This window comes from Pseudomonas sp. RW3S2, from assembly GCF_014268955.1.
In the GTDB taxonomy this organism is placed as follows: Bacteria; Pseudomonadota; Gammaproteobacteria; order Pseudomonadales; family Pseudomonadaceae; genus Aquipseudomonas; species Aquipseudomonas wayambapalatensis.
The window spans coordinates 428,840-453,133 of the sequence record NZ_JABWRM010000001.1 but is presented as its reverse complement, the minus strand read 5'-3'; the positions used below and the strand labels follow the sequence as shown (position 1 = coordinate 453,133).

24 protein-coding genes are annotated in these 24,294 nt (G+C 63.5%); 16 read left to right on the top strand and 8 right to left on the bottom strand.

The window, feature by feature from the left end:
* Positions 1-185: 185 nt before the first annotated feature.
* From HU748_RS02135 to HU748_RS02125, 3 genes are all read right to left on the bottom strand, one after another.
* Positions 186-1,850 (bottom strand): cation acetate symporter, encoded by a 1,665-nt coding sequence (locus tag HU748_RS02135; RefSeq protein WP_054893849.1) that lies wholly within the window; start codon positions 1,848-1,850, stop codon positions 186-188.
* A complete protein-coding gene (locus tag HU748_RS02130; RefSeq protein WP_186667029.1) occupies positions 1,847-2,158 on the bottom strand; it encodes a DUF485 domain-containing protein in 312 nt (103 codons plus the stop codon). Before HU748_RS02130 ends, HU748_RS02135 begins: the two co-directional genes overlap by 4 nt.
* 331 nt (positions 2,159-2,489) lie before the next feature.
* Positions 2,490-3,350, bottom strand: a complete 861-nt coding sequence (locus HU748_RS02125) for a glycine betaine ABC transporter substrate-binding protein (RefSeq protein ID WP_186667030.1) — start codon at positions 3,348-3,350, stop codon at positions 2,490-2,492.
* 209 nt (positions 3,351-3,559) lie between these two features.
* Here HU748_RS02125 and HU748_RS02120 point away from each other — a divergent pair, with 209 nt between their 5' ends.
* A complete protein-coding gene (locus HU748_RS02120; RefSeq protein WP_186719023.1) occupies positions 3,560-5,116 on the top strand; it encodes a beta (1-6) glucans synthase in 1,557 nt (518 codons plus the stop codon).
* 56 nt (positions 5,117-5,172) lie between these two features.
* On the opposite strand, the gene HU748_RS02115 is transcribed toward HU748_RS02120, so the two are convergent.
* A complete protein-coding gene (locus HU748_RS02115) occupies positions 5,173-5,535 on the bottom strand; it encodes a hypothetical protein (protein WP_186710168.1) in 363 nt (120 codons plus the stop codon).
* A 223-nt stretch (positions 5,536-5,758) separates the two neighbouring features.
* Between HU748_RS02115 and HU748_RS02110 the strand changes: the two genes are divergently transcribed.
* Both HU748_RS02110 and HU748_RS02105 read left to right on the top strand, forming a co-directional pair.
* Positions 5,759-7,057, top strand: a complete 1,299-nt coding sequence (locus tag HU748_RS02110; protein ID WP_186710170.1) for a serine/threonine protein kinase — start codon at positions 5,759-5,761, stop codon at positions 7,055-7,057.
* Entirely contained in the window at positions 7,050-7,865 is an 816-nt protein-coding gene (locus tag HU748_RS02105; protein WP_346655298.1) for a VacJ family lipoprotein, read from the top strand. The genes HU748_RS02110 and HU748_RS02105 overlap by 8 nt, the downstream gene beginning before the upstream one ends.
* Positions 7,866-7,889: 24 nt before the next feature.
* Here HU748_RS02105 and HU748_RS02100 read toward each other — a convergent pair whose 3' ends face one another.
* Positions 7,890-9,044 (bottom strand): patatin-like phospholipase family protein, encoded by a 1,155-nt coding sequence (locus HU748_RS02100; protein WP_186710173.1) that lies wholly within the window; start codon positions 9,042-9,044, stop codon positions 7,890-7,892.
* Positions 9,045-9,133: 89 nt separating this feature from the next.
* Entirely contained in the window at positions 9,134-10,069 is a 936-nt protein-coding gene (locus tag HU748_RS02095; RefSeq protein ID WP_186667042.1) for a lipid A biosynthesis lauroyl acyltransferase, read from the bottom strand.
* A 111-nt stretch (positions 10,070-10,180) separates the two neighbouring features.
* Here HU748_RS02095 and minC point away from each other — a divergent pair, with 111 nt between their 5' ends.
* The 7 genes from minC (at position 10,181) to HU748_RS02060 (ending at position 16,786) form a co-directional block, all read left to right on the top strand.
* Positions 10,181-10,939, top strand: coding sequence for a septum site-determining protein MinC (gene minC / locus HU748_RS02090; RefSeq protein WP_186667044.1), 759 nt, complete (start codon positions 10,181-10,183; stop codon positions 10,937-10,939).
* 95 nt (positions 10,940-11,034) lie between these two features.
* The gene (gene minD / locus HU748_RS02085) at positions 11,035-11,847 is read left to right on the top strand and encodes a septum site-determining protein MinD (protein ID WP_054893840.1); all 813 of its coding nucleotides are present in this window, start codon (positions 11,035-11,037) and stop codon (positions 11,845-11,847) included.
* A 3-nt stretch (positions 11,848-11,850) separates the two neighbouring features.
* Positions 11,851-12,105, top strand: a complete 255-nt coding sequence (minE, locus tag HU748_RS02080) for a cell division topological specificity factor MinE (protein ID WP_003252572.1) — start codon at positions 11,851-11,853, stop codon at positions 12,103-12,105.
* A 145-nt stretch (positions 12,106-12,250) separates the two neighbouring features.
* On the top strand, positions 12,251-12,886 hold the full coding sequence (locus HU748_RS02075; protein ID WP_186710175.1) for an RluA family pseudouridine synthase: 636 nt from the start codon (positions 12,251-12,253) through the stop codon (positions 12,884-12,886).
* Between the two features lie 103 nt (positions 12,887-12,989).
* The gene (locus HU748_RS02070) at positions 12,990-14,279 is read left to right on the top strand and encodes a M18 family aminopeptidase (protein WP_054895571.1); all 1,290 of its coding nucleotides are present in this window, start codon (positions 12,990-12,992) and stop codon (positions 14,277-14,279) included.
* A gap of 140 nt (positions 14,280-14,419) precedes the next feature.
* Positions 14,420-14,584, top strand: coding sequence for a hypothetical protein (locus tag HU748_RS02065; protein ID WP_186667048.1), 165 nt, complete (start codon positions 14,420-14,422; stop codon positions 14,582-14,584).
* 48 nt (positions 14,585-14,632) lie between these two features.
* Complete coding sequence (locus HU748_RS02060; protein ID WP_186719022.1) at positions 14,633-16,786, top strand: mechanosensitive ion channel domain-containing protein; 2,154 nt, start codon at positions 14,633-14,635, stop codon at positions 16,784-16,786.
* 35 nt (positions 16,787-16,821) lie between these two features.
* Here the strand turns inward: HU748_RS02060 and HU748_RS02055 are convergent, their stop codons facing one another.
* The gene (locus tag HU748_RS02055) at positions 16,822-17,535 is read right to left on the bottom strand and encodes a UTRA domain-containing protein (RefSeq protein WP_186667051.1); all 714 of its coding nucleotides are present in this window, start codon (positions 17,533-17,535) and stop codon (positions 16,822-16,824) included.
* 346 nt (positions 17,536-17,881) lie between these two features.
* Between HU748_RS02055 and HU748_RS02050 the strand changes: the two genes are divergently transcribed.
* The 6 genes from HU748_RS02050 (at position 17,882) to HU748_RS02025 (ending at position 23,184) form a co-directional block, all read left to right on the top strand.
* Complete coding sequence (locus HU748_RS02050; protein ID WP_186667053.1) at positions 17,882-18,946, top strand: ABC transporter substrate-binding protein; 1,065 nt, start codon at positions 17,882-17,884, stop codon at positions 18,944-18,946.
* Between the two features lie 155 nt (positions 18,947-19,101).
* Complete coding sequence (locus tag HU748_RS02045) at positions 19,102-19,908, top strand: alkaline phosphatase family protein (protein WP_125931639.1); 807 nt, start codon at positions 19,102-19,104, stop codon at positions 19,906-19,908.
* Positions 19,905-20,744: an ABC transporter permease subunit gene (locus tag HU748_RS02040; RefSeq protein WP_186710177.1), complete on the top strand. Its 840-nt coding sequence runs from the start codon at positions 19,905-19,907 to the stop codon at positions 20,742-20,744. Before HU748_RS02045 ends, HU748_RS02040 begins: the two co-directional genes overlap by 4 nt.
* Positions 20,734-21,528 (top strand): ABC transporter permease, encoded by a 795-nt coding sequence (locus tag HU748_RS02035; RefSeq protein WP_186667058.1) that lies wholly within the window; start codon positions 20,734-20,736, stop codon positions 21,526-21,528. The genes HU748_RS02040 and HU748_RS02035 overlap by 11 nt, the downstream gene beginning before the upstream one ends.
* Positions 21,528-22,517 (top strand): ABC transporter ATP-binding protein, encoded by a 990-nt coding sequence (locus HU748_RS02030; protein ID WP_186667060.1) that lies wholly within the window; start codon positions 21,528-21,530, stop codon positions 22,515-22,517. The genes HU748_RS02035 and HU748_RS02030 overlap by 1 nt, the downstream gene beginning before the upstream one ends.
* Positions 22,518-22,530: 13 nt before the next feature.
* Complete coding sequence (locus HU748_RS02025; RefSeq protein ID WP_186667062.1) at positions 22,531-23,184, top strand: HAD family hydrolase; 654 nt, start codon at positions 22,531-22,533, stop codon at positions 23,182-23,184.
* A gap of 63 nt (positions 23,185-23,247) precedes the next feature.
* On the opposite strand, the gene HU748_RS02020 is transcribed toward HU748_RS02025, so the two are convergent.
* The gene (locus HU748_RS02020; RefSeq protein WP_186710179.1) at positions 23,248-24,210 is read right to left on the bottom strand and encodes a zinc-binding dehydrogenase; all 963 of its coding nucleotides are present in this window, start codon (positions 24,208-24,210) and stop codon (positions 23,248-23,250) included.
* Between the last annotated feature and the right edge of the window lie 84 nt (positions 24,211-24,294).

The following is a 24,294-nucleotide window of genomic DNA, read 5'->3' as shown; positions in this document are numbered from 1 at the left end:
CTCCTTGAAGTAATGAGGCGGAATAACGCTTGACTGCGTCACCTGGCCCATTATTCGCGGAGTAATCGACGCATTAACTCAGACCCTTCCCAGCGAGCTTGGGAAATTTCCCAGGGATAGGAAAATGCCATCAGCCAGAAACGACGACGCCCCGGCAGGCGGGGCGTCGTACTCGGCATCAACGATCAGTGGGAAACCGCACCACTGGCACCCAGGCCGGTCTGCGAGCGAACGAACTGCGGGTAGAACAGTGCACGTTCGTCATCGGCAGCCTTGGACTTGTCGGTGACCGAGAAGAACCAGATACCCGCGAAGGCGATGATCATGGAGAACAGCGCCGGGTACTCGTACGGATAGATGGCTTTTTCGTGACCGAGGATCTGCACCCAGATGGTCGGGCCGAGGATCATCAGGCCAACCGCGCTGATCAGGCCCATCCAGCCGCCGATCATGGCGCCGCGGGTGGTCAGCTTCTTCCAGTACATCGAGAGCAGCAGTACCGGGAAGTTGCAGCTTGCGGCGATGGAGAAGGCCAGGCCGACCATGAAGGCGATGTTCTGCTTCTCGAACAAGATACCCAGGCCGATCGCCAGGACGCCCAGGGCGACGGTGGTGATCTTCGACACGCGGATCTCGTCCTTGTCGTTGGCCTTGCCCTTGCGCCAGACGCTGGCGTACAGGTCGTGGGAAACCGCCGAAGCGCCTGCCAGGGTGAGGCCGGCCACCACGGCGAGGATGGTGGCGAAGGCCACCGCCGAGATGAAGCCGAGGAAGATACTGCCACCCACGGCATCGGCCAGGTGCACCGCCGCCATGTTGTTACCGCCCAGCAGGGCGCCAGCGGCGTCCTTGAAGTCGGGGTTGGTGCTGACCAGCAGGATGGCGCCGAAGCCGATGATGAAGGTCAGGATGTAGAAGTAACCGATGAAACCGGTGGCATACAGCACGCTCTTGCGCGCTTCCTTGGCGTCGCTGACGGTGAAGAAGCGCATCAGGATGTGCGGCAGGCCCGCGGTGCCGAACATCAGCGCCAGGCCCAGCGAGAAGGCCGAGATCGGGTCCTTGACCAGGCCGCCCGGGCTCATGATCGCTTCGCCCTTGGCATGTACCTTGATGGCCTCGGAGAACAGGGTGTTGAAGTCGAAGCCCACGTGCTTCATCACCATCAGCGCCATGAAGCTGGCACCGGAGAGCAGCAGCACGGCCTTGATGATCTGCACCCAGGTCGTGGCCAGCATGCCACCGAACAGCACGTACAGGCACATCAGGATGCCGACCAGGATCACCGCGACGTGATAGTCCAGGCCGAACAGCAGCTCGATCAACTTGCCGGCACCGACCATCTGCGCGATCAGGTAGAAGGCCACCACCACCAGCGAGCCCGAGGCCGACAGGGTGCGGATCTCTTTCTGACCGAGGCGATAGGAGGCGACGTCGGCGAAGGTGTACTTGCCCAGGTTGCGCAGGCGCTCGGCGATCAGGAACAGGATGATCGGCCAGCCGACAAGGAAACCGATCGAGTAGATCAGGCCATCGTAGCCGGAGGTGAACACCAGGGCGGAAATCCCCAGGAAAGAGGCCGCCGACATGTAGTCACCGGCAATTGCCAGGCCGTTCTGGAAACCGGTGATGCGCCCGCCCGCCGCGTAGTAATCCGACGCCGACTTGTTGCGCTTGGAGGCCCAGTAGGTGATCCCCAGGGTGAAGCAGACAAAGGCCAGGAACATGATGATCGCCGACATGTTCAACGGCTGTTTCTGCACCGCGCCGCTGATTGCATCGGCAGCCCACACGGCGGGTGCAAAGGCACCGCAGGCCAGTACGGCCAGGGTTTTGGCGTGTCGAATCATTGCTGCGCCTCCTTCAGGATCGCCTTGTTCAGCTCATCGAATTCACCGTTGGCACGACGCACGTAGATGGCGGTGAGGACGAAGGCCGAGAGGATCAGGCCTACCCCCAGGGGAATGCCCCAGGTGATGGACGAGCCGGGGCTGAGCTTGGCGCCGAGAATCTGCGGGCCATAGGCGATGAGCAGGATGAAGCCGCAGTAGAGGCCGAGCATGATCGCCGAAAGGAGCCAGGCGAAACGTTCACGTTTGGTGACCAGCTCCTTGAAGCGCGGACTTTCTTGTATCGATCGGTAGATGCTGTCGTTCATTGTTTTTGTCCTAGCAGCAACACAGTAAGGGGAGAACCCGCCTTAACTTTATGCTGCCGGTGGACGCCAACCAGACGACCTTAGTCTTAGATGCAACAGTCTTTTACCGTTTGGGTAACAAAGTCAGGGCCAATGCGCACTTTGTGGGAGCGGGTTTACCCGCGAAAAGTACCCACTGGCCCTAGGCTCTGTATGAAAAACCTTGATACTCGGTGATGCTGCGTTGAAAACAGCCTCGGAATGCTCATTTACAACCCGTAAACTCCGCTTCCTCGGCTGTTTTCGCCTTGCCTGACCTTCGTCTCAAGGCTTTTCATAAAGACCCTATCGGTTATTTACCCGTCCACTCCTTGACCCGCTCCGGATGCTTGGCCACCCAGTCCTTGGCCGCCGCTTCAGGCTTGGCGCCCTCCTGAATGGCCAGCATCACCTCGCCAATCTCGTCCTTGGACTGCCACTGGAACTTCTTGAGGAACTCGGCCACTTCCGGCGCCTTGCTCGCCAACTCCTTGCTGCCAATACTGTTGACGGTTTCCGCCGCGCCATAGACGCCTTTCGGATCTTCGAGGAACTTGAGCTTCCATTTGGCGAACATCCAGTGCGGCACCCAGCCGGTCACCGCGATCGACTGCTGCTTGGCATAGGAGCGGCCAAGTTCCGCCGTCATCGCTGCGCCCGAACTTGCCGTCAGCTTGTAGCCGGTGAGGTCATAGTCCTTGATCGCCTGCTCGGTCTTGAGCATCACCCCGGAGCCTGCGTCGATACCCACGATCTTCTGCTTGAAGCTGCTATCGGTCTTGAGATCGGCAATGCTGTTGGCCTTGACGTACTCAGGCACGATCAGGCCGATCTTGGCATCCTTGAAGTTCGGGCCGAAGTCGACCACGTTATCCTTGTTCTTGCTCCAGTACTCGCCGTGGGTCACCGGCAGCCAGGCCGAGAGCATGGCGTCGAGCTTGCCGGTCGCCACCCCCTGCCACATGATACCGGTGGCCACCGCCTGCAGCTTCACGTCGTAGCCAAGTTTCTGCTTGATCACTTCGGCAGCCACGTTGGTGGTCGCGACACTATCGGCCCAACCGTCCACGTAACCGATGCTTACTTCCTTGGCCATGGCCTGTGCAGCACCCATGGTCAAGACCAGGGCGCCAGTCACGCCCAGGAAACGTCGCATTCTTGTAGTAGTCGCCATCAAAGCATCCCCTCGTCAGGTCTTGGAGATTGCATCATCAACCTGCAACACAGTGCGACCTGCTCCGTCAGCGACCTTTACCCAACGATAAGCGACAGCACTTGGCCATTAGCGTCATCCACGCGCAGGGTTCTGCGCGATCCTTGCATGCCAAACTGTTGGCGCCGGGCTACTATCAGCGACTCTGAACCGATGACCCGCGCCAGACGATGGACCGCTCGATGCCAAGCACGCCCCGCACCACCCTCCTCTACCTGATCACCTGCCTGTTCGCCGTGCTCGGTCTCGGTGCACTCTGGTATGGACTGGGCAAGCCGGTGCACCTGCCCGATGCGGCCAGCCCGACGCACAAGTTGCAGTGCGCTTCCTACACCCCCTTCGACAAGGACCAATCACCCTTCGACCAGCCGTTTCGCCTGCGCCCTGCGCGCATGGACGCCGACCTGGCATTGCTGGCCGAGCGTTTCCAGTGCATCCGCACCTATTCGATGACCGGGCTGGAGGCGATTCCGGCGCTGGCGCGCAAGCACGGCCTGAAGGTGATGCTCGGTGCCTGGGTCAACGCCAACCCGGTGGATACCGACAAGGAGGTCGCGCTGCTGATCGATGCGGCCAACGCCAACCCGGACGTGGTCAGCGCAGTGATCGTCGGCAACGAAGCGCTGCTGCGCAAGGAAGTCACAGGCCAACGCCTGGCCGAACTGATCACCCGGGTGAAACGCCAGGTGACGGTCCCGGTCACTTACGCCGATGTCTGGGAGTTCTGGCTCCAGCACCCGGAAGTGGCGCCGGCGGTGGACTTCCTGACCATCCACCTGCTGCCCTACTGGGAGGACGATCCACGCGGGATCGAGGAGGCCCTCGCGCATGTCGCCGAGGTGCGCCAGGTGTTCGGCAATCGCTTTGCGCCCAAGGACGTCATGATCGGCGAGACCGGCTGGCCCAGCGAAGGCCGGCAACGCGAGACCGCAGAACCAAGCCGGGTCAACGAGGCGCGCTTCATTCGTGGCTTCGTCGCGATGGCCGAGGCCAACGGCTGGCGCTACAACCTGATCGAAGCGTTCGACCAGCCCTGGAAACGCGCCAGCGAAGGCGCCGTGGGCGGTTACTGGGGGCTGTACGACGCTGATCGGCAGGACAAAGGCGTGCTCGAAGGGCCCGTCAGCAACCTGCCACTGTGGCCACAGTGGTGGCTGGTCAGCACCTTGCTGGTGTTGGCGACCCTGGGGCTGGCCGGGCGCCCGGCGCATGCCCGTGCGGCATTGCTGCTGCCGCTGCTGGCGGCAGTCGGCGCGGGCAGCCTGGGGCTGTGGGGCGAGCTGATGCGCACCAATGCACGCTTTGCCGCCGAGTGGCTGTGGGCGGCAGGGCTGGCAGGCCTGAACCTGCTGGTACTGGCCCATGCCGCGCTGGCCCTGGCCCGACGCGAAGGCTGGCGCGAGCGGTTGTTCGTCTGGCTCGAGGCTCGAGCAGGCTGGTGGCTGCTGGCAGCGGGGTTCGCAGCGGCGGTGAGCATGCTGGCAATGGTCTTCGACCCGCGCTATCGCAGCTTCCCCAGTGCAGCGCTGCTGCTGCCGGCCCTGGTGTACCTGCTGCGGCCGGTTGCGGCGCGCAGGGCTGAGGTGGCGCTGCTGGCGTTCATCATCGGCGCGGGGATTGCGCCGCAGTTGTATCAGGAAGGGCTGCACAACCATCAGGCCTGGGCCTGGTTGGCGGTCAGTGTGCTGATGGTCGCTGCCCTTTGGCGCAGTTTGCGCAGGGCTTGAGACGGCGGTGTTCTTTCCGCGGGCTTGCCTGCGAAAAGAACACCCGCAAAAACCTGCTAGCTGGAAACCCTGACCAACCTCAACCCCGCCAGAACCACCGCAAACACCGCCAGACTGGCCGTGTACAACACCAGCGCCGGCACCCCAGCCACCAGCGCCAGCACCGCCCCCCACCAACCAAGCCGTCCCGGCAGCACCTGGCACAGCAAGGCCAGCCCCAACGCCACCCAGCCGATCACCTGGAAGTGAATCCACAACCCCAGCAGCGACCGCGCCTGGCACTGCCAGTGCTCGCCAGGCACCGCGCACAGGCCTACCCACTGCCCGTCTTCCATCAGGCCGAAACGCACGCCATAACTGGCCGCCAGCCACAACGGCAAAAACAGCAGCAAGGCAACGACAGGCCACGAACGAATCATGTACAGCTCCAGAAAATGTAACCGGCGCTCAGGATAATCCCCCAGGCTTGCCGCGCAAGGCAAAATGGCTCGGTTCGGCTAATGTCGAGAAAGCGGTCATTGCCGCAGCGGCCAACTTCGCGGCAACATCCGCAACAATAAAGGACAGCGCACAAGGCAACTTTGCCTTGGGCGCGATGGTCCTAGCTCCACATTGCCTTGCCGTTCTCCCGGGGGACTCTCCATGCTTCGACCGTTGCGCCTCGTCGGCCTGCTGTGCGGCCTGTTTCTGGCTGCGGCCGCTTCCGCGCGGGACATAGACCCCGCCACCTACGGCTATCCCTTGACCAATCCGTTCGAGGCGACCATTGCCACTACGCCGCCCGACCAGCGCCCGACGCTGCCCAGCGACGACGATATCAACCAGTCCGACTACAGCTTGAACCTGCGCCCGGAGCGCGAATTCACCCTGCCGGACAACTTCTGGCCGGTGAAAAAACTCCGCTACCGCCTGGCACGCCAGGACCACGAAGCGCCCCTGGTGTTCATCATCGCAGGCACCGGCGCGCCCTACAGCAGCACCATCGCCGAATACCTGAAAAAACTGTTCTACCAGGCGGGCTACCACGTGGTGCAGCTGTCTTCTCCCACCAGCTGGGACTTCATGAGCGCCGCCTCACGCTTCGCCACACCGGGCGTAAGCCGCGAGGATGCCGAAGACCTGTATCGGGTCATGCAAGCCGTACGCGCCCAGCACCCGCGCCTGCCGGTCAGCGAGTTCTACCTCACCGGCTACAGCCTCGGCGCCCTGGATGCCGCGTTCGTCAGCCACCTGGACGAAACCCGGCGCAGCTTCAACTTCAAGCGCGTGCTGCTGCTCAACCCGCCGGTGAACCTGTACACCTCGATCAACAACCTCGACAAACTGGTGCAGACCCAGGTCAAGGGCATCGACCGCAGCACCACGTTCTACGAACTGATGCTGGAAAAACTCACTCGCTACTTCCAGGACAAGGGCTACATCGACCTCAATGACGCCCTGCTCTACGACTTCCAGAAATCACGCCAGCACCTGTCCAACGAACAGATGGCCATGCTGATCGGCACCTCGTTCCGCTTCTCGGCAGCCGACATCGCCTTCACCTCCGACCTGATCAACCGCCGCGGCCTGATCATCCCGCCGAAGTTCCCGATCACCGAAGGCAGCAGCCTCACACCGTTCTTCAAACGTGCCCTGCAATGCGACTTCGACTGCTACCTGACCGAGCAGGTGATCCCCATGTGGCGTGCGCGCACCGATGGCAACAGCCTGCTGCAACTGATCGACCAGGTCAGCCTGTACGCCTTGGCCGACTACCTGCGCGACAGCCCGAAGATCGCCGTGATGCACAACGCCGACGACGTGATCCTCGGCCCCGGCGACATCGGTTTCCTGCGCAAGGTGTTTGGCGACCGGCTGACCCTTTATCCACACGGCGGCCATTGCGGCAACCTCAACTACCGCGTCAATGCCGACGCCATGCTGGAGTTCTTCCGTGGCTGACAGACTCGTACTTGCCCTCGCCCTGCTCGTCAGCACCAGTGCCCTGGCAGCAGAAACCGCACCGCGTACCAGCGTGATCGAAGCCGATGTGGTCGACACGCCGAGCGTGGAGTCGGACGGTTTCCTCGACCCGCTGCGCGAGCTGAAATTCAACCCAGGCCTCGACCAGCGCGAGTTCGAACGCTCCACGCTGGCCGCGTTGAACGTCTACGACCCGCTGGAATCGATGAACCGGCGCATCTACCACTTCAACTATCGCTTCGACCAATGGGTGTTCCTGCCGGCGGTCGATGGCTACCGCTACATCACCCCGCACTTCGTGCGCACCGGGGTGAGCAACTTCTTCAACAACCTGGGGGATGTGCCCAACCTGTTCAACAGTGTGTTGCAGCTCAAGGTCAAACGCTCGGCGGAGATCACTGCGCGCCTGATGTTCAACACCCTCATCGGCGTGGGTGGGTTGTGGGATCCGGCGACCAAGATGGGGCTGCCACGCCAGAGCGAGGATTTCGGCCAGACCCTGGGCTTCTATGGCGTTCCGGAAGGCCCGTACATCATGCTGCCGATCCTCGGACCCTCGAACCTGCGCGACACCACGGGCCTGGTTGTGGACTACGTGGGCGAGCGCGAGGCGAATTTCCTCAACGTCGCCGAGGTCAGTACCGACCACCCGGAAATCTTCCTGCTGCGCGCGATCGACCGGCGCTACACCACCAATTTCCGCTATGGCCAGACCAACTCGCCGTTCGAGTACGAGAAGGTGCGCTACGTCTATACCCAGGCGCGCAAGTTGCAGATTTCAGAGTGAGTGCGGCGGGGCCGCCCTGCGGCCTCAGCCCACCAGCCCTAGAAACTGCTGCAATTCCCGGCGCTTGGCCAGGGCATCGCTGCGCCCCAGTTCGATCAGCTCACTGCAGTAGCTCGCCTCGAACAACAGGTAGCTGAGTACACCGGCCCCGCTGGTCCTGGTCGCTCCGGGCCCGCGCAGGAACAGGCGCAACGCCGCTGGCAACTCGCGCCGATGACGTGCCGCGATCTCGTCCAGCGGCTGGCTGGGCGCCACCACCAGGACTTCGATCGGCGCCAGGCCCAGACGGCGGGCGTCCAGATGTGCAGGCATCAGGTGGCTCAGGTGATTCAGGCGCTGCAACAACTCGATATCGTCCTCGAGGCTGTCGATGAAGGTACTGTTGAGCATGTGCCCACCGATCTGCGCCAGGCTCGGCTGCTGCCCGCTGAACACCCGCGCACTGTGCATCGGCGGCGCGGGGCGCTGCGGGTTACCGCTGACCCCCACCACAAGTACGCGGCTGGCACCCAGGTGCAACGCCGGGCTGATCGGCGCAGACTGACGCACCGCGCCGTCACCGAAGTACTCGTCACCCAGGCGCACCGGGGCGAACAGCAACGGGATGGCCGAGCTGGCCAGCAGGTGCTCGACGCTCAGCGCGGTGGGCACACCGATACGCCGGTGCCGCAGCCAGGGCTCGATCGCTTCGCCGCCTTGATAGAAGGTCACCGCCTGGCCGGACTCGTAGCCAAAGGCGGTTACGGCCACCGCGCGCAGTTGCTCGCTGGCCAGGGCATGGTGGATGCCGTCCAGGTCCAGATGCGCCTTGAGCAGCGCTCGCAACGGGCTGCTGTCGAGCAGCGCCACCGGCATCTGCCGACCCAGACCCAGCAGGCTATGGCTGACGAAACGGCTGGCCTGACGCACGACCCCGGGCCAGTCGCTGCGCAGCACAAGGTGGCTGCGAAAGTTCTGCCAGAAGCGGGTCAGGCGCTGCACCGAATCGCCAAAGCGGGTGGCACCGCTGGCCAGGGTCACGGCGTTGATGGCCCCGGCGGAGGTGCCGACGATGACCGGGAAGGGGTTGGGCGCGCCAGCTGGCAGCAGCTCGGCGATGCCGGCGAGCACGCCGACCTGGTAGGCAGCGCGGGCGCCGCCGCCGGAGAGGATCAGGCCAGTGGTCGGGGGTGGGGCCATCGGTTCCTTCCTGGTTTGTCGGTTTTGTCAGGATCGGCCCCTTCGCGGGCAAGTCGGGGCGCGAAAGGGCCTGCAGCCATTACCCCGGATCAGCGCTTCTTCTTGTCGTACAGCCGCGGCGCCCCTTCGGGCCGAGACTTGAAGCGCCGGTGCGCCCACAGGTACTGCTCGGGGCACTCGCGCAGCACACTCTCGACCCACTGGTTGATGCGCAGACAGTCGGCCTCCTCGCTCTCCCCCGGGAAGTCCTCGAGTGGCGCATGCACCACCAGACGATAGCCGCTGCCATCTTCCAGGCGTTTCTGGGTGAACGGAATCACCCTCGCCTTGCCCAGCCGGGCGAACTTGGTGGTCGCAGTCACCGTCGCGGCGGGAATGCCGAACAGCGGCACGAACAGGCTCTGCTTGGTGCCGTAGTCCTGGTCCGGGGCGTACCAGATCGCCCGCCCGCCGCGCAGCAGCTTGAGCATGCCTCGCACGTCCTCGCGTTCCACCGCCAGGGAGTCGAGATTGTGCCGCTCGCGACCGCGCCGCTGGATGAAGTCGAACACCGGGTTGCCGTGCTCGCGGTACATGCCATCGATGGTGTGCTCCTGCCCAAGCAGGGCAGCGCCGATCTCCAGCGTGGTGAAATGCACCGCCATGAGGATGGCGCCCTGGCCGTCACGCTGGGCTGCCTGCAGGTGCTCCAGACCTTCGATGTGCGCCAGGCGGGCAAGCCTGGCTTTGGGCCACCACCAGCTCATGGCCATTTCAAAGAAGGCGATGCCGGTGGAGGCGAAGTTTTCCTTCAGCAGGCGCTGCCGTTCGTCGCCGGACAGTGCCGGGAAACACAGCTCCAGATTGCGCGCGGCAATACGCCGACGCTCGCCGGCCAGGCGATACATCACGGCGCCCAGGGCGCTGCCGAGCCGCAGCAAGGCTCGGTAAGGCAACTGCACGACCAGCCACAGCAGGCCCAGGCCGAGCCACAGGCCCCAGAAACGCGGATGGAGGAAGTAGGGACGAAAACGCGGACGATCCATTGAAGCTTCCGGTAAGACAAAGGCCTGGCATTCTACAACCTTTGGCCGCAGGTTGCGGCCAATCGGTCTTATCGTTATAAGTCAGGGCACTTTTTTCGCAACAAGTCGTCTATGCAGACCATGAGCCTCAACCAGACACCCGACTCCGCCACCGTGTTCCAGCTCAAGGGCAGCATGCTCGCCATCACTGTGCTGGAGCTGGCGCGCAACGACCTCGAAGCCCTCGACCGCCAACTGGCGGCGAAAGTGGCGCAGGCCCCCAATTTCTTCAGCAACACACCGCTGGTGCTGGCCCTGGACAAGCTGCCGCCCGACGAAGGCGCCATCGACCTGCCAGGGCTGATGCGCATCTGCCGTCACCATGGCCTGCGCACCCTGGCGATCCGCGCCAGCCGGATCGAGGACATCGCCGCAGCGATCGCCATCGACCTGCCGGTCCTGCCGCCCTCCGGCGCCCGCGAGCGCCCGCTGGAACCTGAGCCGGAAGTGAAGAAAGTCGAGCCCGCTCCGGCACCCGCTGTGGCCGCCGAACCCGAGGTTCGCCCGACCCGCATCATCACCAGTCCTGTACGTGGCGGCCAGCAGATCTATGCTCAGGGCGGCGATCTGGTGGTGACCGCCTCGGTGAGCCCGGGTGCGGAACTTCTCGCCGATGGCAATATCCATGTGTACGGCGCCATGCGTGGCCGCGCACTGGCCGGTATCAAGGGCAACACCCGGGCCAGGATCTTCTGTCAGCAGATGACTGCCGAGATGGTCTCCATCGCCGGTCAGTACAAGGTCTGCGAAGACCTGCGCCGCGACCCGCTGTGGGGTTCGGGCGTGCAGGTGAGCCTGGTCGGCGACGTGTTGAACATCACCCGTCTTTAACGGATACTGCCGCCATTTTAAGAGCAACTTTTCCACCGTTGCCTTTTTTGCATTTGCTGGGACTTCGGGTCCCGTTTATTTAGGGGTGAAACACCTTGGCCAAGATTCTCGTGGTTACTTCCGGCAAGGGGGGTGTGGGCAAGACCACCACCAGCGCCGCCATCGGTACCGGCCTCGCATTGCGCGGGCACAAGACTGTGATCGTCGACTTCGACGTCGGCCTGCGTAACCTCGACCTGATCATGGGCTGCGAACGCCGCGTGGTGTACGACTTCGTCAACGTGGTCAACGGCGAAGCCAACCTGCAGCAGGCCCTGATCAAGGACAAGCGCCTTGAGAACCTGTTCGTGCTGGCCGCCAGCCAGACCCGCGACAAGGACGCCCTGACCCAGGAAGGCGTCGAAAAGGTCCTGATGGAGCTCAAGGAGCAGTTCGACTACGTCATCTGCGACTCCCCGGCCGGTATCGAGAAAGGCGCGCACCTGGCGATGTACTTCGCCGACGAAGCCATCGTCGTGACCAACCCGGAAGTCTCCTCGGTTCGTGACTCCGACCGCATGCTGGGCATTCTGTCGAGCAAGTCGCGCCGCTCCGAAAACGGCGAAGAGCCGATCAAGGAACACCTGCTGATCACCCGCTACCACCCCGAGCGCGTGGAAAAGGGCGAAATGCTCAGCATCGCCGACGTCGAAGAGATCCTCGCGATCAAGCTCAAGGGCGTCATTCCCGAGTCGCAAGCGGTCCTCAAGGCATCCAACCAGGGTATCCCGGTCATCCTCGACGACCAGAGCGACGCCGGCCAGGCCTACAGCGATACCGTCGACCGCCTGCTGGGTAAAGAGAAGCCTCTGCGCTTCATCGAAGTGCCGAAGCAAGGATTCTTCGCGCGCCTGTTTGGAGGCAAATAAACCATGAACCTTTTTGACTTCTTTCGTGGCAGACAGAAACAGACCAGTGCGTCGGTAGCGAAAGAGCGTCTACAGATCATCGTGGCGCATGAGCGCGGCCAGCGCAGCGAACCGGACTACCTGCCGGCGCTGCAGAAAGAACTGCTCGAAGTGATCCGCAAGTATGTGAACATCGGCAACGATGACGTGCATATCGAGCTGGAAAACCAGGGCAGCTGCTCGATTCTGGAACTGAACATCACCTTGCCGGATCGCTGACAGGATCCCCTGCCACACCGCGATCCCCTGTGGGAGCGGGCTTGCCCGCGAAAAGCCCGGTACAGGCGCCATCACCCTGGCACTTTTACCGGGCTTCTTCGCGGGCAAGCCCGCTCCCACAGTGCTTTACAGAGAACCGCTGAACATGCCGCTGTCGAACATCCAGATCCTCTTCGAAGACGCCGCCATCCTGGTGATCAACAAGCCGACCCTGCTGCTGTCGGTGCCGGGCCGTGCCGAGGACAACAAGGACTGCCTGATCACCCGCCTGCAGGAAAACGGCTATCCCGACGCGCTGATCGTCCATCGCCTGGACTGGGAAACCTCCGGGATCATTCTCCTGGCCCGCGATGCCGACAGTCACCGCGAGCTGTCGCGCCAGTTCCACGACCGCGAGACGGAGAAAGCCTATACCGCACTGTGCTGGGGCCAGCCGACGCTCGACAGTGGCAGCATCGACCTGCCGCTGCGCTACGACCCGCCCACCAAGCCACGCCATGTGGTCGACCATGAGCAGGGCAAGCATGCCCTGACCTTCTGGCGCGTACTGGAGCGCTGCGGCGACCATTGCCGGGTGGAGCTGACGCCCATCACCGGCCGTTCGCACCAGTTGCGCGTGCACATGCTGTCGATCGGGCACCCGCTGCTGGGCGACCGCCTGTATGCCAACCCCGAGGCACTGGCGGCCCATGAGCGGCTGTGCCTGCATGCCTCGATGCTGAGCTTTACTCATCCGGTTTCCGGGGAGCGCTTGAAGTTCGAGTGTCCGGCGCCATTCTAAGGGATCGCGTGGCGCCCGTAGGAGCGGGCTTGCCCGCGAAGAGGCCCGCACAAATCCCGGACCATTTACGCTAAACTCGCGCCACTGCTGTCTGGAGTGAGCTATGCGCGAAGCACTGAATACCGGCCTGATCGATTTCCTCAAGGCCTCCCCGACGCCCTTCCACGCCACCGCCAGCCTGGCCAAGCGCCTCGAAGCCGCCGGTTACCAGCGTCTGGACGAGCGTGACAGCTGGGCCACCGTGCCCGGCGGGCGCTACTATGTCACCCGTAACGACTCTTCGATCATCGCCATTCGCCTGGGCAAGCATTCGCCCCTGATCGGCGGAATCCGCATGGTCGGCGCGCACACCGACAGCCCGTGCCTGCGGGTCAAGCCGCAGCCCGAACTGCAGCGCCAGGGCTTCCTGCAACTGGGCGTCGAAGTCTATGGCGGTGCCCTGCTCGCCCCCTGGTTCGACCGCGACCTGTCGCTGGCTGGCCGCGTCACCTTCCGCCGCGATGGCAAGGTCGAGAGCCAACTGGTCGACTTCAAGCTGCCGATCGCCATCATTCCCAACCTGGCCATCCACCTCAACCGTACCGCCAACGAGGGCTGGCCGATCAACCCGCAGAACGAGCTGCCGCCTATCCTGGCCCAGGTCGCCGGCGATGAGCGTGTCGACTTCCGCGCCCTGCTCACCGAACAACTGGCCCGCGAGCACGGCCTGATCGCCGACGTGGTGCTGGACTATGAGCTGAGTTTCTACGACACCCAGAGCGCTGCGGTCATCGGCCTGCATGGCGACTTCATCGCAGGCGCGCGCCTGGACAACCTGCTGTCGTGCTATGCCGGGCTGCAGGCGCTACTGGCCGCCGAGAGCGACGAAACCTGCGTGCTGGTATGCACCGATCACGAAGAGGTCGGCTCCTGCTCGGCCTGTGGCGCCGACGGCCCGATGCTCGAGCAGACCCTGCAACGCCTGCTGCCCGATGGCGACGAATACGTGCGCACCATCCAGCGCTCGTTGCTGGTGTCGGCCGACAACGCCCACGGCGTGCACCCCAACTACGCCGACAAGCATGACGGCAATCATGGGCCCAAGCTCAACTCCGGCCCGGTAATCAAGGTCAACAACAACCAGCGCTACGCCACCAACAGCGAAACCGCCGGCTATTTCCGCCACCTGTGCATGGCCGAGGAAGTACCTGTACAGAGCTTCGTGGTGCGTAGCGACATGGGTTGTGGTTCGACCATCGGCCCGATCACCGCCAGCCACCTGGGCGTGCGTACCGTCGACATCGGCCTGCCGACCTTCGCCATGCACTCGATCCGCGAGCTGTGCGGCAGCCAGGACCTGGCGCACCTGGTGAAGGTGCTGACGGCGTTCTATCGCAGCCGCGAACTGCCCTGATATCAGATAGGCCTTTTCGCGAGTAAACCCGCTCCCACAGGTGCATCACCGTTCCTGCAGGAGCGGGCTTACCCGCGAATTCTCCGCCCCTCAACGCGCTATGCTTCAAGCATGCCCCTGACAACAGAAGGATTCTGTTCATGTCACCCTTCCTCTCCCTGTTCGTGCCGGTGTTCCTTTTCCTGATGCTGCTGACCATCGGCTTCAGCCTGCGCGAGCGCAATGTCGGCGTACTGATGATGTGGATCGGCACCCTCGGCATCTTTGGCATCATGTGCTGGAAGATCCTCGAGAAACTCGCCTGAGAAATCCTCTACACTCCGGCAATCGATCGACCTGAGGTAGATTTTCCGGTGCCCGCCTTTCTCCGTTGCCTGACCCTGCTGCTCTTCCTGTTCATCGCTCCGGTGCAAGCCGCTGGCCTGCCCGGCTTGCTGGGTAGCAGCGCGCCTGCCCAACCCCAGGCCACCGAGCCGCTGGACAAGTCACTGGACGAGGTGATCAAGAGCCTGGAAAACGACCAGCAACGGGCCAAGTTGCTGGCCGACCTGAAGAAACTGCGCGATGCCAGCAAACAGTCGCAACCCACGGTGGAACAGGGCGTACTGGGGCTGATCGGCAACGCCATGCACGACCTGGAAAAGCAGTTCAGCGGCGATGCCAGCCCCTTCGTGCGCTGGTCGCAGGAAATCGACCAGGCCCAGACCGAACTGGCAGCATTGGTCGTGCCCGTGCACCAGTGGCCAGCGATCCTGTTCGGCTTCGCTGCGGTCATTGCCGTGTGGAGCCTGTTGGCCTACGCCTTCAACTGGATCGGCCATCGGGTACGGATCCGCTTCGGGCTGACCGAGGAACTGCCCCAACACCCACGGACCTGGGATCTGGTGCGATTCGCCCTGCGCAAGCTCGGGCCCTGGCTGGTGGCGCTGGTATTCACCGTGTACCTGAGCTTCGCCCTGCCACCGTCGCTGGGCAAATCCCTGGCCATGGTCCTGGCCTATGCGCTGGTGGTCGGCACCTGCTTTTCGGCGATCTGCGTGATTGCCTTCTCTCTGCTCGACGGCCCACATCGCCACCGTGCCCTGCATATCCTGCGGCACCAGGCGTTTCGTCCGTTATGGCTGATCGGCAGCTTCGCCGCCTTCGGTGAAGCGATGAGCGATCCACGCCTGACCACTGCACTGGGCACACACCTGGCCCATGCGATAGCGACCGTGACCAACGTGCTGGCGGCCCTGTGCACCGGCCTGTTCATCCTGCGTTTCAGGCGGCCGATTGCGCACCTGATCCGCAATCAGCCCCTGTCGCGGCGCCTGACCCGGCGCACACTCAGCGACACCATCGAGCTGCTTGGCAGTTTCTGGTTCGTCCCGGCCTTGATCCTGGTGGCGATCTCGCTGTTCGCCACCTTCGTCTCTGCCGGCGACACCAGCACCGCCCTGCGTCAGTCACTGATGTGCACCGTGCTGGTGGTGGTGTGCATGGTGCTCAACGGCCTGGTGCGCCGCCACGCCGCCAAACCTCGGCGCGCCAACAAACGTCAGGCGGTGTATACCGAACGCCTGAAGAACTTTGGCTACGCCCTGGTGCACCTAGGCATCTGGTTGCTGTTCATCGAGCTGGGCCTGCGCGTGTGGGGGCTTTCGATGATCGGTTTTGCCGAGGGCGACGGCCATGATGTCAGCGTGCGCCTGCTGGGCCTGGCAGGCAACCTGATCGCCGCCTGGCTGGTGTGGATCCTGGCCGACACCGCCGTGCACCACGCACTGGTGCGTTCGCGCCGAGGCCTGGCCAACGCCCGCGCGCAGACCATGATGCCGCTGATCCGCAACGTACTGTTCGTGGCGATTTTCATCATCGCGGTGATCGTCGCCCTGGCCAACATGGGCATGAACGTCACACCGCTGCTGGCCGGTGCCGGTGTCATCGGCCTGGCCATCGGCTTCGGTGCACAATCGCTGGTGGCCGATCTGATCACCGGCTTGTTCATCATCATCGAGGATAGCCTGGCGATCGACGACTATGTCGACGTCGGCGGCCACCTGGGCACGGTCGAGGGCCTGACCATTCGCACCGTGCGCCTGCGCGACATCGACGGCATCGTCCACACCATCCCGTTCAGCGAGATCAAGAGCATCAAGAACTACTCGCGTGAATTCGGCTATGCGATCTTCCGAGTCGCCATCCCGCACAGCATGAGCATCGACAAGGCGATCAGCCTGATTCGCGAGGTGGGACAGAAGCTGCGCAATGATCCGCTGATGCGCCGCAACATCTGGTCGCCGCTGGAACTGCAGGGAGTCGAGAGTTTCGAGTCGGGCTCGGCGATCCTGCGGGCACGCTTCAAGACCGCGCCGATCAAGCAGTGGGAGGTGTCGCGGGCCTTCAACCTGGCATTGAAACGCCAGCTCGACGAAGCCGGGCTGGACCTGGCTACGCCACGGTTGTCGGTGCAGGTGGTGACGGCAGGGGGTGGGGCGATGGCTGAGTCTGGCTCCGCCAATTAGGGCCCTTTCGCAGGCAAGCCCGCGAAAAGCGCCCCTTATCCCGCCTGCGCCTGGATACGAATCGCATCGTGCCGCCAATACTCCAGGTCGCAGTCGATCAGGTGCCCATGCTGGTCACTGTTGACCCGGGTAATGTGCAACCCCGGGCTCCCCGCCGACACCCTAAGCGCCATGGCCGCCGCCACCGGCAACGCAGTCGGCAGGATCTCGAAGCACACCTGCCCGTAGCGGATGCCATATTCGCGGGCATAGATCTCGGTCAGCGACTGTGCCAGGTCCAGCGCCAGGATCCCCGGGAAATAGCGTGGGTTGAGGTAGTGCTCGGCATACAACACACCGCGCCCATCGATGCGGCGCAAACGGCAGATCTGTACCACACTCGACAACGCCGGCAGCCGCAGGCGCGCACAGATCGCTGCGGAAGCCGGCAGCAAGCGCGCCGAGAGCAGCTCGGTGCTCGGAACCCGCCCCTGGTCGCGCACCATCGCATGGAAGTGGCTGCGCTCGATCAGGTCGTAGGTCAGGCGTTCGGGGGCGACGAACCAGCCGCGGCGCTCTTCGCGGTAGATCAGGCCCTGGGCCTCGAGCTGCACCAGCGCCTCACGCAAGGTGATCCGGGTAGTGTCGAATACCTCGCTCAGCTTGCGCTCGGCCGGCAGCTTGCCGCCCGGCGCCAGCAGGCCATGTTCGATCTGTTCCTGCAGCGCATGGCAGATGGCTGTTACCGCCCGCGGTGGGGTCGATTGCATCAAAGGTTACCTATCTGGACTAGTCCAGCCCCATAACAGGGCAACTGGAGAATAGAGCAAGCCTAGGCACGGCTGATGAAGATCCTGTGACAAAGCCCTTGCACCACGATTGCCAGAATCGGGCCAAGCCGCGTGAATAAAGGGCCGGGTTCTAGTCTACGCTTTGCTTTCAGGGCCCAAGCCTCCCCGCTGACGGGCCTGTCCTACATCAAACTGTCATGCAACCGGCCTACCTTGGCTCAAGGTTTGCTGACCTAGACCAAAGGTTCTCGGCAAGGTCTGCACCACAGCATTCACAACAGCGTTCATAACAACGATTGCAAGGCACCCACCAAAGGAGCTTCGGATGAAAAAGTTCTTCATGGCGTCACTGCTGGGCTCGGCCATCGCCCTGTGCACCACGGCCATGGCCGCCGATACCGACCTCAAGGCCCTGGAAGACGCCGCCCGCAAGGAGGGCACGGTCAACAGCGTGGGCATGCCGGATGCCTGGGCCAACTGGAAAGGCACCTGGGATGACCTGGCCAAGAAGTACGGCCTCAAGCACAGCGACACCGACATGAGCTCGGCCCAGGAAATCGCCAAGTTCGACGCTGAAAAAGACAACGCCAGTGCAGACATCGGTGACGTCGGTGCCGCCTTCGGTCCGATCGCCGTGAACAAGGGCGTGACCCAGCCCTACAAGCCGAGCACCTGGGACCAAGTGCCGGAGTGGGCCAAGGACAAGGACGGTCACTGGGCGCTGGCCTATACCGGCACCATCGCCTTCATCATCAACAAGGACCTGGTCAAGGAAGACGAACGCCCGAAAACCTGGCATGACCTGGAAAAGGGCAAGTACAAGGTCGCCATCGGTGACGTCGGCACCGCAGCCCAGGCTGCCAACGGTGTACTGGCCGCCGCCATCGCCTACAAGGGCGACGAAAGCAATATCGAGCCGGGCCTGCAACTGTTCACCAAGCTGGCCCAGCAGAAGCGCCTGTCGCTGGCCAACCCGACCATCCAGACCCTCGAGAAAGGTGAGGTGGAAGTCGGCGTGGTCTGGGACTTCAACGGCCTGAGCTACCGCGAGCAGATCGATCCGAAGCGCTTCGAAGTGCTGATCCCGTCCGATGGCTCGGTGATTTCCGGCTACACCACCATCATCAACAAGTACGCCAAGCACCCGAACGCCGCCAAGCTTGCCCGCGAATACATCTTCAGCGACGCCGGCCAGACCAACCTGGCCATCGGCCACGCCCGCCCGATCCGCGCCGAGCACCTGAAGCTGCCAGCCGATGTGCAGGCCAAGCTGCTGCCCAACGAGCAGTACCAGGCCGCCCAGCCGATCAAGAACGCCGACGCCTGGGAGAAGACCTCCAAGGCCCTGCCGCAGAAGTGGCAGGAGCAGGTGATCATCGAGATGGAGTGACGGCGGGGTTTTCCAGCGCCTGACACGGCCCTTTCACGGGTAAACCCGCTCCCACAGGTGCAGCACAAGCTTCCAGGCCTGCGCGATACCTGTGGGAGCGGGTTTACCCGCGAAAAGGACGACGCGGTACCGACCTATTCCTCTGCGGAGCCAACATGCAACACAACGTCATCCTGGTCCTGCTCGACGGACTCAACCACCAGGTCGCACACCACGCCATGGGCCACCTGCACGCCTACGTCGAGGCCGACCGCGCCGCGCTGTACCGCGTGGAATGCGAACTGCCGTCACTGTCACGCCCGCTGTACGAGTGCATTCTCACCGGCGTCGCGCCGATCGACAGCGGTATCGTGCACAACAACGTCAATCGCCTGTCCAACCAGCGCAGCGTCTTCCACTACGCCCGCGAAGCCGGGCTGGGCACTGCAGCTGCGGCCTACCACTGGATGAGCGAACTGTACAACCGCTCGCCCTTCGATCCGATCCGCGACCGCCATACCCACGCGCCCAAGCTGCCGATCCAGCACGGGCTGTTTTACTACGCCGATCACTACCCCGATTCGCACCTGCTGGCCGACGCCGAGTACCTGCGCCGCCGTCATGCACCGAACTTCCTGCTGGTGCACCCGATGAACATCGACGATGCCGGCCACCGCCACGGCCTGGACAGCAGCCAGTACCGCAACGCCGCACGCAGCGCCGACATCCTGCTGGCCGACTACCTGCCACTCTGGCTCGAAGAGGGCTACCAGGTACTGGTCACCGCCGACCACGGCATGAACAACGACCGCTCGCACAATGGCCTGCTGGCCGAGGAACGCGAGGTGCCGCTGTTCGTCTTCGGCGACGCCTTCAGCCTCGACCCCGCCGCCAAGCCCCTGCAGACCGAGCTGTGCGGCACGATCTGCGAACTGCTCGGCGCGGCCCACGACAAACCGGTCTGCCGGGAGTTGCTCAAGTGAATTCCAGCCACCGCGGCCGTCACCTGGCCTTGCTCTGCCTGCTGCCCTTCGCCATTTTCTTCATCATCTTCCAGATCGCCCCGCTGGTCTGGGTCGCCATCGCCAGCCTGCAAAACGAAAGTGGCTGGGGCCTGGAAAACTTCAGCAAGATCTTCGCCTCGAAGTTCTACCTGCAGGCCATCGAACGCAGCCTCGAGATCAGCTTCTGGTCGAGCCTGTTCGGCATCGTCATCGCCACCCTCGGCGCCTATTCGCTGCGCCAGGTCGATTCGCGCCTGCGCGACTTCGTCAGTGCCTTCGCCAACATGACCAGCAACTTCGCCGGCGTGCCCCTGGCCTTCGCCTTCATCATCCTGCTGGGCTTCAACGGCGCGCTCACCCTGGCGCTCAAGGAGATCGGCCTGCTCGGCGACTTCAGTATCTACTCCAAGACTGGCCTGATCATCGTCTACACATACTTCCAGATTCCGCTGGGCGTGCTGCTGCTCTACCCGGCCTTCGACGCCCTGCGCGAAGACTGGCGCGAATCCGCCGCGCTGCTCGGTGCCAGCCACTGGCAGTTCTGGCGGCACATCGGCCTGCCGGTGCTGACCCCGGCACTGCTGGGCACCTTCGTCATCCTGCTGGCCAACGCCCTGGGCGCCTACGCCACCGTCTATGCCCTGACCACCGGCAACTTCAACGTGCTGCCAATCCGTATCGCCGCCCTGGTGGCCGGCGACATCACCCTCGACCCGAACCTGGGCAGCGCGCTGGCCATGGTGCTGGTGGGGCTGATGACCCTGGTGACGGTGGTCCATCAATGGCTGCTGAAAAGGAGCTACCATGCGCGCTGAATCACACAAGGGCGGCTGGTATCACCGCGCCGTGGTGTACCTGCTGTTCCTGATCCTGCTGTTGCCCCTGGTCGGCACCCTGCTCTACTCATTGGCTACCAGTTGGTCGGCGAGCCTGCTGCCCAGCGGCCTGACCCTCAAGTGGTACGTGCAACTGTGGAGCGAGCCGCGATTTCTCGCCGCCTTCGGCCAGTCGCTGATCGTCTGCGTGGGAGCGTTGGTACTGTCGGTGGTGCTGATCCTGCCGCTGCTGTTCGTGGTGCATTACCACTTCCCCAAGCTCGACGCGCTGATGAACATCCTCATCCTGCTGCCCTTCGCGGTGCCGCCGGTGGTGTCTTCGGTGGGGCTGCTGCAGTTGTACGGCAGCGGGCCGATGGCCATGGTCGGGACGCCGTGGATCCTGATCGGCTGCTATTTCACCATCGCCCTGCCCTTCATGTACCGGGCGATCACCAACAACCTGCAGGCGATCAACCTGCGCGACCTGATGGACGCCGCGCAACTACTCGGCGCCAGCACCTGGCAAGCCGCCCTTCTGGTGGTGCTGCCCAATCTGCGCAAGGGCCTGATGGTGGCGTTGCTGCTGTCGTTTTCCTTCCTGTTCGGCGAATTCGTGTTCGCCAACCTGCTGGTCGGCACCCGTTACGAAACCCTGCAGGTCTACCTGAACAACATGCGCAACAGCAGCGGCCACTTCAACAGCGCACTGGTGATCTCCTATTTCGCCTTCGTGCTGGTACTGACCTGGGTCGCCAACCGCCTGAACAAGGATAAATCCTGATGAGCTTCGTCAGTGTCCAGAAACTGCAAAAGAGCTACGCCGGCAGCCCGGTCTTCGAAAACATCGATTGCAACATCGAACGCGGCGAGTTCGTCACCCTGCTCGGCCCCTCGGGGTGCGGCAAGTCCACCCTGCTGCGCTGCATCGCAGGGCTGACCCCCGTAGACAGTGGCCACATCCTGCTCGACGGCCAGGACATCGTGCCACTCAGCCCGCAGAAGCGCGGGATCGGCATGGTGTTCCAAAGCTATGCGCTGTTCCCCAACATGACGGTTGAACAAAACGTCGCCTTTGGCCTGCGCATGCAGAAGGTCAAGGCCGACGAGAGCCAGGCGCGTGTGCGCGAGGCCCTGGAGATGGTGGAGCTGGGCAGTTTTGCCGGACGCTACCCGCACCAGTTGTCGGGCGGACAGTGCCAACGCGTGGCGCTGGCCCGTTCGCTGGTCACCCGCCCGCGCCTGCTGCTGCTCGACGAGCCGCTGTCGGCGCTGGATGCGCGTATTCGCAAACACCTGCGCGAGCAGATCCGTGCGATCCAGCGCGAGCTGGGGCTGACCACCATCTTCGTCACCCACGACCAGGAAGAGGCGCTGACCATGTCGGACCGCATCGTCCTGATGAACCAGGGGCGCATCGTCCAGAGCGGCGACGCCGAAACCCTCTACACCGCACCTGTCGACCTGTTCGCCGCCGGTTTCATCGGCAACTACAACCTGCTCGACGCCGACAGCGCCAGCCGCCTGCTGCAGCGCCCGGTCAGCGCACGCCTGGCGATCCGTCCCGAGTCCATCAGCCTGGGCCTGGACGGTGAACTGGACGGCCAGATCCGCAGTCACAGCCTGCTCGGCAACGTGATCCGCTACCGGGTCGAGGCGCGCGGCGTGGAGGTGGTGGTGGATGTGCTCAATCGCTCGTCTGCCGATCTGTACGCCGACGGACAGCGGGTGTCGCTGTCGATCGATCCCACCGCGCTACGGGAAGTGGCTTAAGGAGATTCAAGCAATGGCACTGGCGATTTTCGATCTGGACGAAACCCTGATCCACGGTGACTGCGCGTCGCTGTGGAGCGAACAGATGGCCCGGCTGGGCTGGGTGGACGGCAAGGAATTCCTGCGTCGCGACCAGGAACTGATGGATGCATACGGCAAGGGCCACCTGCAGATGGAGGACTACATGGCCTTCAGCCTGGAGCCCATCGCCGGGCGCACGCTGGAGGAAGTCGAACACCTGGTCGAGCCCTGGGTGGAGGATGTGATCGAGCCGATCATCTATGGCGATGCCTGCCGATGCATCGCCGAACACCGCAAGAAGGGCGACCGCATCCTTATCATTTCCGCCTCCGGCACGCACCTTGTCGGGCCGATCGCTGCACGCCTGGGGGTCGACGAGTACCTGGCCATCGAACTGGAGGCGGTCAACGGCGTGTACACCGGCAAGACCCACGGCGTACTGACCTACCGCGAGGGCAAGATTACCCGCTTGCTGGAGTGGCTGGACCAGGAACAGGAAAACCTCGAAGGCGCGAGCTTCTATTCCGACTCACGGAACGACCTGCCGCTGTTACTGAAAGTGGACCATCCGTTTGCCGTTAATCCGGACCCGGTGCTGCGTGAACATGCCCAGACCAATGGCTGGCCTGTATTGAGCTGGTCCTGAGTTCCATCGCCGCTGTGCCGGCCTCTTCGCGCCCCGACTTGCCCGCGAAGAGGCCGGGGCCGCTTAGGTCAAGCCAGCGTCGATCACCATCACCAGCTTGCCGGACACCTGGTTGCTCTCAAGCTCGGCATACGCCGCCTGGGCGAACTCGACCGGATAGGTATCGACCAACTGTGGCGACAACCGCCCTTCGGCGAACAGCGGCCACACCTGCTGCTGCAGGTCGCGCAGCAACTCGGCCTTGAAGCCATCGTCACGATTGCGCAGGGTGGAACCTGTGATCTCCAGGCGCTTGCCCAGCACCAGCGCCAGGTCCACTTCGAACTTGCGCCCGCTCATCAGGCCGATGATCACCCAGCGGCCGTCGCGGGCCAGCAGCTCCAGGTTGAGCGGGCCATAGCTCGCACCTACCGGGTCGAGGATCACATCGAACGGCCCGAACCCCTTGAGCGCGTCGAGGTTCTCGTTACGCACCACACCTCCTGCGGCACCCAGTGCCTTGCAGTAGTCCAGGCGCTCCTGGGAACCGACGCTGACCCATACCGGGCAACCAAACGCCTTGCCCAACTGGATGGCCGCAGAGCCCACACCACTGGCACCGGCGTGCACCAGCACCTTCTCACCCGCCTTGGCCGCCCCGAGCTGGAAGATATTCAGCCAGGCCGTGGCGTACACCTCGGGCAGCGCGGCTGCCTCGTGCAGGCTCAGCCCCTCGGGCACCGGCAGCACATGGCGGGCATCCACGACCACTTCCTCGGCCATGGCACCACTGGCCAACAGCGCGCAGACCCGATCGCCCACACGCCAATCTGCCCCCGCACCCACCTCCTCGATCACCCCGGCGCACTCCAGCCCCATATAAGGGCTGGCGCCGGGTGGCGGCGGGTACAAACCCTTCATCTGCAACAGGTCGGCGCGGTTCAACCCGGCCGCAGCCACTCGAATGCGTACCTGCCCCGCGTCGCACACCGGACGTTCGGCTTCGACCCAGGCTACATGTCCGTCAACGCCTTGCAATGCCTTCACAGTGCCTCCATAGTTGAGTCATGACTGAGCCCGGGATCACCATGTCCCGGGTTTTTTGCAGTATTCAGCCGGTTTCATGGAACC

What these genes read in the sequence shown, in the direction of transcription:
- HU748_RS02135 (WP_054893849.1), bottom strand. Translation starts at nt 1,850, where the DNA reads ATGATTCGACACGCCAAAACCCTGGCCGTACTGGCCTGCGGTGCCTTT.
- HU748_RS02130 (WP_186667029.1), bottom strand. Translation starts at nt 2,158, where the DNA reads ATGAACGACAGCATCTACCGATCGATACAAGAAAGTCCGCGCTTCAAG.
- HU748_RS02125 (WP_186667030.1), bottom strand. Translation starts at nt 3,350, where the DNA reads ATGGCGACTACTACAAGAATGCGACGTTTCCTGGGCGTGACTGGCGCC.
- HU748_RS02120 (WP_186719023.1), top strand. Translation starts at nt 3,560, where the DNA reads ATGGACCGCTCGATGCCAAGCACGCCCCGCACCACCCTCCTCTACCTG.
- HU748_RS02115 (WP_186710168.1), bottom strand. Translation starts at nt 5,535, where the DNA reads ATGATTCGTTCGTGGCCTGTCGTTGCCTTGCTGCTGTTTTTGCCGTTG.
- HU748_RS02110 (WP_186710170.1), top strand. Translation starts at nt 5,759, where the DNA reads ATGCTTCGACCGTTGCGCCTCGTCGGCCTGCTGTGCGGCCTGTTTCTG.
- HU748_RS02100 (WP_186710173.1), bottom strand. Translation starts at nt 9,044, where the DNA reads ATGGCCCCACCCCCGACCACTGGCCTGATCCTCTCCGGCGGCGGCGCC.
- HU748_RS02095 (WP_186667042.1), bottom strand. Translation starts at nt 10,069, where the DNA reads ATGGATCGTCCGCGTTTTCGTCCCTACTTCCTCCATCCGCGTTTCTGG.
- minC (WP_186667044.1), top strand. Translation starts at nt 10,181, where the DNA reads ATGCAGACCATGAGCCTCAACCAGACACCCGACTCCGCCACCGTGTTC.
- minE (WP_003252572.1), top strand. Translation starts at nt 11,851, where the DNA reads ATGAACCTTTTTGACTTCTTTCGTGGCAGACAGAAACAGACCAGTGCG.
- HU748_RS02075 (WP_186710175.1), top strand. Translation starts at nt 12,251, where the DNA reads ATGCCGCTGTCGAACATCCAGATCCTCTTCGAAGACGCCGCCATCCTG.
- HU748_RS02070 (WP_054895571.1), top strand. Translation starts at nt 12,990, where the DNA reads ATGCGCGAAGCACTGAATACCGGCCTGATCGATTTCCTCAAGGCCTCC.
- HU748_RS02065 (WP_186667048.1), top strand. Translation starts at nt 14,420, where the DNA reads ATGTCACCCTTCCTCTCCCTGTTCGTGCCGGTGTTCCTTTTCCTGATG.
- HU748_RS02055 (WP_186667051.1), bottom strand. Translation starts at nt 17,535, where the DNA reads ATGCAATCGACCCCACCGCGGGCGGTAACAGCCATCTGCCATGCGCTG.
- HU748_RS02050 (WP_186667053.1), top strand. Translation starts at nt 17,882, where the DNA reads ATGAAAAAGTTCTTCATGGCGTCACTGCTGGGCTCGGCCATCGCCCTG.
- HU748_RS02045 (WP_125931639.1), top strand. Translation starts at nt 19,102, where the DNA reads ATGCAACACAACGTCATCCTGGTCCTGCTCGACGGACTCAACCACCAG.
- HU748_RS02035 (WP_186667058.1), top strand. Translation starts at nt 20,734, where the DNA reads ATGCGCGCTGAATCACACAAGGGCGGCTGGTATCACCGCGCCGTGGTG.
- HU748_RS02030 (WP_186667060.1), top strand. Translation starts at nt 21,528, where the DNA reads ATGAGCTTCGTCAGTGTCCAGAAACTGCAAAAGAGCTACGCCGGCAGC.
- HU748_RS02025 (WP_186667062.1), top strand. Translation starts at nt 22,531, where the DNA reads ATGGCACTGGCGATTTTCGATCTGGACGAAACCCTGATCCACGGTGAC.